The 8,261-nt window shown below is 54.2% G+C and carries 6 protein-coding genes; all 6 read left to right on the top strand.

What is annotated here, in order from left to right; translation table 11 throughout:
- The first annotated feature begins 941 nt into the window (after positions 1-941).
- The 6 genes from I6E40_RS10120 (at position 942) to lpdA (ending at position 8,023) form a co-directional block, all read left to right on the top strand.
- Entirely contained in the window at positions 942-1,946 is a 1,005-nt protein-coding gene (locus I6E40_RS10120; RefSeq protein WP_235387006.1) for a lipoate--protein ligase, read from the top strand.
- A 141-nt stretch (positions 1,947-2,087) separates the two neighbouring features.
- A complete protein-coding gene (gene gcvT, locus I6E40_RS10125) occupies positions 2,088-3,185 on the top strand; it encodes a glycine cleavage system aminomethyltransferase GcvT (RefSeq protein ID WP_235387008.1) in 1,098 nt (365 codons plus the stop codon).
- Positions 3,186-3,225: 40 nt separating this feature from the next.
- Positions 3,226-3,603: a glycine cleavage system protein GcvH gene (gene gcvH / locus I6E40_RS10130; protein ID WP_235387010.1), complete on the top strand. Its 378-nt coding sequence runs from the start codon at positions 3,226-3,228 to the stop codon at positions 3,601-3,603.
- Positions 3,604-3,735: 132 nt separating this feature from the next.
- Positions 3,736-5,058 carry an aminomethyl-transferring glycine dehydrogenase subunit GcvPA gene (gene gcvPA, locus I6E40_RS10135; RefSeq protein ID WP_235387012.1) on the top strand — a complete coding sequence of 441 codons (1,323 nt, stop codon included), beginning with the start codon at positions 3,736-3,738 and terminating at the stop codon, positions 5,056-5,058.
- Between the two features lie 19 nt (positions 5,059-5,077).
- Positions 5,078-6,574 carry an aminomethyl-transferring glycine dehydrogenase subunit GcvPB gene (gene gcvPB, locus I6E40_RS10140; protein WP_235387014.1) on the top strand — a complete coding sequence of 499 codons (1,497 nt, stop codon included), beginning with the start codon at positions 5,078-5,080 and terminating at the stop codon, positions 6,572-6,574.
- 90 nt (positions 6,575-6,664) lie between these two features.
- A complete protein-coding gene (gene lpdA / locus I6E40_RS10145; RefSeq protein WP_235387015.1) occupies positions 6,665-8,023 on the top strand; it encodes a dihydrolipoyl dehydrogenase in 1,359 nt (452 codons plus the stop codon).
- Positions 8,024-8,261 lie beyond the last annotated feature (238 nt).

Below are 8,261 nucleotides of genomic sequence, written 5' to 3' on the forward strand. Positions count from 1 at the left end.
GAGATATGGGAGGAGCCTCGGCTCCCCCCTTTTTTCGTCACTTTCCCTTTAAAATCGGGGATTTAGGAGCGCACCTGGGTAAAATTAGGAGCGCATCTAAGTAAAATTTGCCTTCTTCTAATTTTAATTAGGGGAAGGCAAAGAAAAACTGCACGCCGAGAAGGCAAAATTGGGAGACGGAAAGTGTTCCGATAAGTTAAAAATGTTAATGTCGAATCGCTGAAAATTGACTCAAAATTGTTGGATTTTTGGAGTGGCTTGCAGGAGTGACGAGTTGCGTCACCTCCTATTCCCATTTCTTGTTTTACGATCGTTACGTTTGTAACGTTCGTTTCGTTCGTTACAAACGTTACGTACGATTCGCTCCATTCGCTCCGTTCGCTCCATTCGCTCCGTTCGCTCCATTCGCTCCCTTCGCGTTCTAAATTCCGTTCGCTCCATTCGCGTTCTAAATTCCATTCACGAGATTCGTGTTCAAAAACAAAATGTAGGTTTTGTGAAGTTTTTCAAACACGCTCTCACGTTGAATTCGTGTTTCATGTTTTCAGGATGCTTCATGAAGAAATGCGTGGACGGACGCTTGCATGAGCGGGTAAAGTTTTTCGAGAAGAAATGGGGAGAATCATTTGGGAAGAGGATTTTTTGAAAAAAACAGGAGGCAAATGAAGAGAAGAAATTTTGTTTTATTACTTTTGCGCGGAAGTCTTTTGAAAACTTCATTTTTAGGGGTGTTCTATAGATTACGGAATAAGGAGCGTTCAAAGGAAAGTGCTTCCTTTTTGGTTGTTTTTTGCTTCTTTGCGCGCCCTTTTGTAAGTTTCGTCAGTCACATAGGCTGCTATGCTTCTTCCTCCACTGACTAAAGTTCATCTCTAATAAATCAATCATCCACTCAACCTGATTTAGAGCACACCCCTTTAATCATTCTTTCTGTTTGACAAATGTCAAGTAGTTCTCGTTTCCCGGCTTGCTATGTGCATCTTCCGGACTACACGGAAGGGCGCAGTGCTACGTTCTATTTAGCAGCGGAAGAGTACATCGCTCGTGCGCTTCCCGAAGACAACTATCTTTTCTCTTGGCAACTCAACCCGACCGTCGTCATGGGGCGCAATCAAGTGGCTCACGCTGAAATTGACTTGGATTTCTGCCGCCGCGAGGGGATTGACATCGTTCGTCGCAAAAGCGGTGGCGGTGCCATCTTTGCAGATCAACGAAACATCATGTGGAGTCTCATCACCGGCGAAGGCGCGGTGGAGCCCCTTTTTGCGGACTATGCGCAGACCGTGGCTGCCGCTCTCACCGCGTTGAGTGTACCCGCCGGTGTCTCGGGGCGCAACGACATCGTTCTGAGCGGCGGAGGGAAGGTCTGCGGAAATGCTTTCTATCATTTGACCGACCGCAACATTGTGCACGGCACGATGCTCTATGACACCAACGCCCGTCTGATGCAGGGCGCACTTCATCCCGACACGTCAAAACTGGAATCAAAGGGTGTGAAAAGTGTCAGAAGTCGCGTCTCGCTGCTGAAAGATTTTCTTCCCTTCGGTGTGGACGAACTGCGCCGCCGCCTCGTCGACCTGCTGTGCGACCGCTCCATCCAACTTGGCGACGACGATGTGAAGGAAATTGAAGAAATTGAGAAGCCCTATCACGATTCCGACTACCTTTTCGGCTCCTCCGCCCACAGCGACGCTGCCTTTGAAGGACGTATTGAGGGGTGTGGCACACTCGCTCTGCACTTCCGTCTTCGTGGAAGTGTCGTGGAAGACGTTCGCCTCACAGGCGACTTTTTCGAACTTGCCAACGCCGCCGAGACTTTCCGCTCTGCATTTGTCGGCAAGGCTTTCACGAAGGATTCTCTCGCAGAATCAGTGAAAGCAAACCAGCCCCAACGCTCCATCCGCAATCTTTCCGAAGTGGACTTGCTGAAGTTGCTGGAAGTCTGACCACGAAATCCCCTTGCTTTCCTTGAAGACACCCCTTATTCTATAGCCGATACTCCTTATTACATAGCCGACACTCCTTATTCTATAGCCGACACTCCTTATTATATATAGCACACAAACCTTCAAATCTCATACCCATCCATGTCTGAAAAAAGAACTTGTCTTTATGACCGTCACGTTGCCATGGGCGCAAAGATGGTGCCCTTCGGCGGTTTTGAAATGCCCATTCAGTACACCAACATCACCGACGAACACCAAGCAGTGCGCAACGCCTGCGGTGTGTTTGACGTGAGCCACATGGGCGAAGTGCTCGTCACCGGAAAACAGGCGGAAGCCTTCGTGCAGCACATCTTCACGAACGATGTGGCAGGTGCTCCCGTCGGGAAAATCTTCTACGGCATGATGCTGCGCCCCAGCGGCGGCACGGTCGATGACCTGCTCGTCTATAAGATGGGCGACGAATGCTTCTTCCTCGTCATCAACGCTGCCAACATTGACAAAGACTATGCTTGGATCACGGAGCAGGCAACTCAGTTCCCCGAAGTCGTCACCGAGAATCAGAGCGACATTTATGGTCAAATCGCCGTGCAGGGTCCCGAAGCAGAAGCCGTGGTCGAAGAAGTGCTCGGCTTGGCATGCAAAGAATTGGAATTCTACACATTCAAGACCATCGCATTGCCCGAAGAGACGCTCATCGTCAGCCGCACGGGCTACACTGGAGAAGATGGCTTTGAAATCTATGGCAGCCATGCCTACATCTGTGCCGCCTGGGACAAACTCCAAGAAAGCGGTCGCGCCAAAGCCTGCGGACTCGGCTGCCGCGACACGCTCCGCTTCGAGGTGGGTCTCCCACTCTACGGCGACGAACTCTCCGAGGAAATCAGCCCCATCATGGCGGGACTCGGCATGTTCGTGAAACTCGACAAAGCCGACTTCATCGGAAAAGAAGCCGTGGCAGCACAAAAAGCAAACGGCGTCAGCCGCAAACTCATCGGCATCGAACTCGAAGCGCGCGCCATTCCTCGCCACGGCTATGAAGTTGTGGACGCTGAGGGAAACACCATCGGCGAAGTCACCACGGGCTACTGTTCCATCTCCACCGGAAAAAGCGTTTGCATGGCACTCGTGGATGCCGCACACGCCGCTCTCGGCACGGCTGTCGGAATCAAAATCCACCGAAAGGTGCAACCCGGAACCGTGGTCAAGAAACGATTCTACCAAAAGCATTACAAGAAGTAAATCATATAAAACATTAACCTTCAAACAATAAACAAACATCATGGCAAAAGTAATTGACGGACTCTTCTACAGCGAGAGTCACGAATATGTGAAAGTGGAAGGCGAGTTCGCCTACGTTGGAATCACTGACTACGCTCAAGAGCAACTTGGCAACATCGTGTATGTGGACATGCCCTCCGAAGGCGACGAAGTCACTGCCGGAGAAGAGTTCGGCGCAGTCGAAAGCGTCAAAGCAGCCGGCGACCTCGTTTCTCCCGTCAGCGGTGAAATCGTGGAAGTCAACGAAGCACTCGAGGACAACTCTGAACTGGTCAATCAAGATGCCTTCGCCAACTGGATTATCAAGGTGAAACTCTCCGACCCCTCCGAACTTGACAACCTCATGGATGCCGAAGCCTATCGCAAAGCCATCCAATAAAAAAACAAAGACCTCACAGAGGCGGCAACCGTCAAACTTCGCACGGTCTGTCGCCTCTTTCCCTTTCCGAAAAACACGTCAGAACGCTCTGCCAACCAAGCAGAAGAAACGACAATCAAACGGAACCTTACCATGAAATATATTCCCCACACTCCCGACGACATCCGTGCCATGCTCGATGTCATCGGCGTTTCGAGTCTCGAAGACCTCTATGCCGAGGTGCCCGAAGAACTCAAACTCCACCGCGAACTTGACATCCCGCAGTCCAAAAGCGAAATCGAGGTGCGCCGCATCATTCGCGCCATGGCTGACAAAAACCGCAAACTCGTGCCCTTTGCCGGTGCCGGCGTCTATGACCACTACGTGCCCTCCATGATTCCCTACATCACCTCGCGCAGTGAGTTTTCCACGTCCTACACCCCCTATCAGGCAGAAATATCACAAGGAACGCTGCAATATATCTTTGAATATCAGACGATGATGGCTGACCTCACCGGCATGGACATCTCCAACGCTTCCATGTATGACGGCTCCACCGCCACCGCCGAGGCAATGCTGATGTGTGTCGCTGCCGCCAAGAAGCGCAACAAGGTGCTCATCTCCGCGACCTTCAATCCCCGTGTGCTGAACGTGGTGAGAACCTACGCGAAATTCCACGGCGTGGAACTCGTGGAGATTCCCGCCGCTGACGGAGTCACCGACCGCGAAGCCATCACTCGCGAATTGGCAGCGGGCGACGTGGCTGGCGTCATGGTGGCTCAGCCCAACCACTACGGCATCATTGAAGACTTCACCGGTCTTGCCGACGAGGTTCACGCTGCGAAAGCACTGCTCGTCATCAATTCCATCGCCTCCACCCTCGCCGTGCTTCGCAGCCCGGGCGAATGGGGAGCCGATATTGCCTGCGGCGACGCCCAAAGTCTCGGCATCCCGATGAACTTCGGCGGTCCCCACATCGGCTATCTCTGCGTCAAATCTGCCCTCGTCCGCAAAATGCCGGGACGTCTTGTCGGAGAAACGGTTGATGCCGATGGCAAACGTGCCTTCGTCCTCACCATGCAGGCTCGTGAGCAACACATCCGCCGCGAAAAAGCCACCTCCAACATCTGCACCGCACAGGGAATCATGTGTCTCTACGTCGCCATCTATCTTTCCATCATGGGACGCCAAGGACTGGTCGAAGTGAACGAACAATCCGCCGGCGCTGCCCGTGCGCTCCGCGAAGCCTTGCTCGCTACAGGAAAGTTTGAAGAAGTTTTCCCCGGCAAACCTTTCCTCAACGAATTTGCACTACGATATGTCGGCAGCGAATCGCTCGAAACGCTCCGCCGCCGCTGGGCAGAAAGCGGATGGCTGGGCGGCGTCACGCTGGACGGCATGCCCAACTGCCTCCTCTTCGCCGCCACCGAGCAGCGCACACAGGAAGAGATTGACGCCTTCGCCGCACTTGTCTGACTTCTAACTTTGAACCACTATGAATCAAACATTATATTCCCCCCTCATATTTGAACTTTCCCACCCCGGAAGAAAAGGATACTCTCTTCCCGAAAACAAATGGAAAGTTGCCCATGCCACCGAGGAACTGCCCGAAACTCTACGCAGACAAGGCGGACTGGACACGCTGCCCGAAGCAGATGAACTCACCGTGGCACGCCACTACACCAACATGTCAGGCAACAACTTCGGCATCGACACCGGATTCTATCCCCTCGGAAGTTGCACGATGAAATATAATCCCAAAATCAACGAGGAACTGGCGGCGCTCCCGGGCTTCACCGAACTGCATCCCGATGCCGACGACGCCGACGTGCAAGGGGCTTTGGAACTCTACGACACACTCCAATCTGCCCTCGCCGAAATCGGAGGCATGAGTCGCTTCACGCTCAACCCCTACGCCGGAGCGCACGGCGAACTCACCGGACTCATGGTCATTAGTTCCTATCACCGTCACCGCGGCGATGCCAAACGAACGAAAATCATCGTCCCCGACTCTGCCCACGGAACAAACCCCGCTTCTGCCGCCGTCTGCGGTTTTCAAGTGGTGCAGGTGAGCAGCACGCCGGAAGGAACGGTCGATGTGGAAGCACTCAAACCGCTCCTCGGAGATGACATCGCCGGCATGATGATGACGAACCCCAACACGCTCGGCATCTTTGAAACGCGCATTCCGGAAATTGCCAAACTGGTGCATGACTGCGGCGGTTTGATGTACTATGACGGAGCGAACCTCAATCCGATGCTCGGTGTCTGCCGCCCCGGCGACATGGGATTTGACGTCATGCACATCAATCTCCACAAGACCTTCAGCACGCCTCACGGCGGTGGCGGTCCCGGCAGCGGTCCGGTGGGTGTGCGCAGCGGATTGGAAGCCTTCCTCCCCGGTCCCGTGGTGGAAAAAGACCCCGCAACCGGTCTCTATCGCCGCACCTCAAAACCCGACTCGCTCGGCAGCGTCAGTTCCAACCTCGGCAACTTCGGCATTCTCGTCAGAGCACTGGCTTGGATTCTTGCCATGGGACGCGAGAACCTGCCCCTCGCCGCCAAGATTTCTGTGCTCAACGCGAACTATGTCAAAGAGAATCTGCGAGACTACTATGCTCTCCCCATCGAGGGCATCTGCAAACACGAATTTGTCTTTGACGGCATGCGTGCCGAATATGGCGGCAGCCACTCCGACGCTTCTCACATCACCACACTCGAGGTGGCAAAGAGATTGTTGGACTATGGCTTCCACGCGCCGACCATCTACTTCCCGCTGCTCTTCCACGAGTCCATGATGATTGAACCGACCGAGAGCGAAAGCAAGGAGACGCTTGACAAATTCATTGACGTGCTCAAGAAAATTGCCCTCGAAGCACGCGAAACTCCCCATCTGCTTCGCACCGCTCCGCAATCAACTCCCGTGCGCAGACTTGACGATGTCAAAGCGGTCAAAGATGCACGCTTCACCTACACTCCCGAAGTGAACTGAGTCATTTTCCAAAGACAACCGAGGACTGCTCTTTTTGCCCTCGGTTGTCTCCATTTTTCCCTCATCACATCATAAGCATACATTCTATATATGCAAAAACTTATCATTATCGGCGCAGGCCCCGGAGGCTATGAGTGCGCCGTGCAAGCCGCCCGGCAAGGACTGGAAGTGCACGTCATTGACAGTCCCGAACACGTCGGCGGAACCTGTCTCAACGAAGGTTGCATCCCGACGAAATGCCTGTGTCACAGCGCCGCCGTGGCGGACATTCTCTCTGCTGAAGGTGCTCTTGACCCTGAAGAACTGGCTGACCGTCACGCCGATGCGCTCCGTCGCAAAGAAGAAGTCATCGGTCGCCTCCGTGATGGCGTCACCTCGTTGCTTCGCACACCAGGCATCACGTTCCACCCCGGACGCGCCTCGTTTGTCAGCGGCGACCCGCACAGCATGAAAGTCGGCGAAGAAACGCTCACCGCTGATGCCATTCTCATCGCCACCGGCTCCGAACCTCGTTTCCTTCCCGTGCCCGGCGCTCACACGGAAGGCGTGCTCACCTCAGAAGAAATGCTTAGTTTGGACCATGTGCCCGAACGGCTCTGCGTCATCGGCGGCGGAGTGGTGGGACTTGAATTTGCTTCCGTCTTCCGCAGTTTCGGCAGTGAAGTCACGGTGGTGGAATTTGCACCCGAAATTCTTCCCGCTTTTGACGGTGACATCGCCCGCCGACTCCGCACTGCTCTCAAGAAACGCGGCATCACCGTTCACACCGGCTCTCCCGTCACAGCCATCCATGCTGACAGCACACGTAACGGAGAACTCCACGTCAGTTTTGAGCGCAAAGGAAGCATCTCCGAAATCATCGCCGACACGGTGCTCATGGCTGTCGGTCGCAGCCCGCGCTTCCAAGACCTCAACTTGGAGGGAGCAGGCATTGCCCACACGCCGCGAGGCATCACCGTCGATGAACACATGCAGACCTCCGTCCCCGGCGTCTATGCCGTCGGCGACGTCAATGGCCTCTGTCCCCTCGCCCATGCTGCCACGGCACAGAGTTTCACCGCGCTCGCTCACATTCTTGGAAAACCGGAACTGGCTCCCAACCTGGAACACATTCCCGCAGCCGTCTTCACCGTGCCGGAATGTGCCACCGTCGGTCTCACCGAAGCAAAGGCGAAAGAGATTCACGGCGAAGTTATTGTTCGCAAGTCACACTATCGCAGCAACGGTCGCGCCCTTTCTTGTGATGCCACGCCGGATGGTTTGGTGAAGATTGTATGCACGCCCGATGGTCGTCTTCTCGGCGGTCACATCATTGGCAACGCAGCCTCCGAACTCATCCATGAACTCGCAGCCCACATTCACCACGGCGGAACCCTCTCTGACCTTCGCCGGATGGTTCACGCCCACCCCACCCTCTCCGAACTTCTCGCACAGGCTGCGGGAGAGTAAGCCTCCTTTTCCGTCAGTTCTTTCTGCGAAACACACTTTCAAACCTCCCCGCCACTCACGGCAGGGAGGTTTTTTGGCAATAATTTTGCTGAAGTACATGACCAAGCCCGAATCCGATAGCAACGAAGCAGATTGGCTATTATGACACACCGTCTTTTGGGGCAATGTAACCATCCGAAATCAACCGTCTTGTTCAAATTCTTCGCGCTTTCGTACTTTGCAGGCAAAAAAAGCCATG

Source organism: Prevotellamassilia timonensis, assembly GCF_021531665.1.
Taxonomy (GTDB): Bacteria; Bacteroidota; Bacteroidia; order Bacteroidales; family Bacteroidaceae; genus Alloprevotella.

Bases quoted from the DNA above. Each gene is read 5' to 3' on its own strand.
- I6E40_RS10120 (WP_235387006.1), top strand. From the start codon at position 942: ATGTCAAGTAGTTCTCGTTTCCCGGCTTGCTATGTGCATCTTCCGGAC.
- gcvT (WP_235387008.1), top strand. From the start codon at position 2,088: ATGTCTGAAAAAAGAACTTGTCTTTATGACCGTCACGTTGCCATGGGC.
- gcvH (WP_235387010.1), top strand. From the start codon at position 3,226: ATGGCAAAAGTAATTGACGGACTCTTCTACAGCGAGAGTCACGAATAT.
- gcvPA (WP_235387012.1), top strand. From the start codon at position 3,736: ATGAAATATATTCCCCACACTCCCGACGACATCCGTGCCATGCTCGAT.
- gcvPB (WP_235387014.1), top strand. From the start codon at position 5,078: ATGAATCAAACATTATATTCCCCCCTCATATTTGAACTTTCCCACCCC.
- lpdA (WP_235387015.1), top strand. From the start codon at position 6,665: ATGCAAAAACTTATCATTATCGGCGCAGGCCCCGGAGGCTATGAGTGC.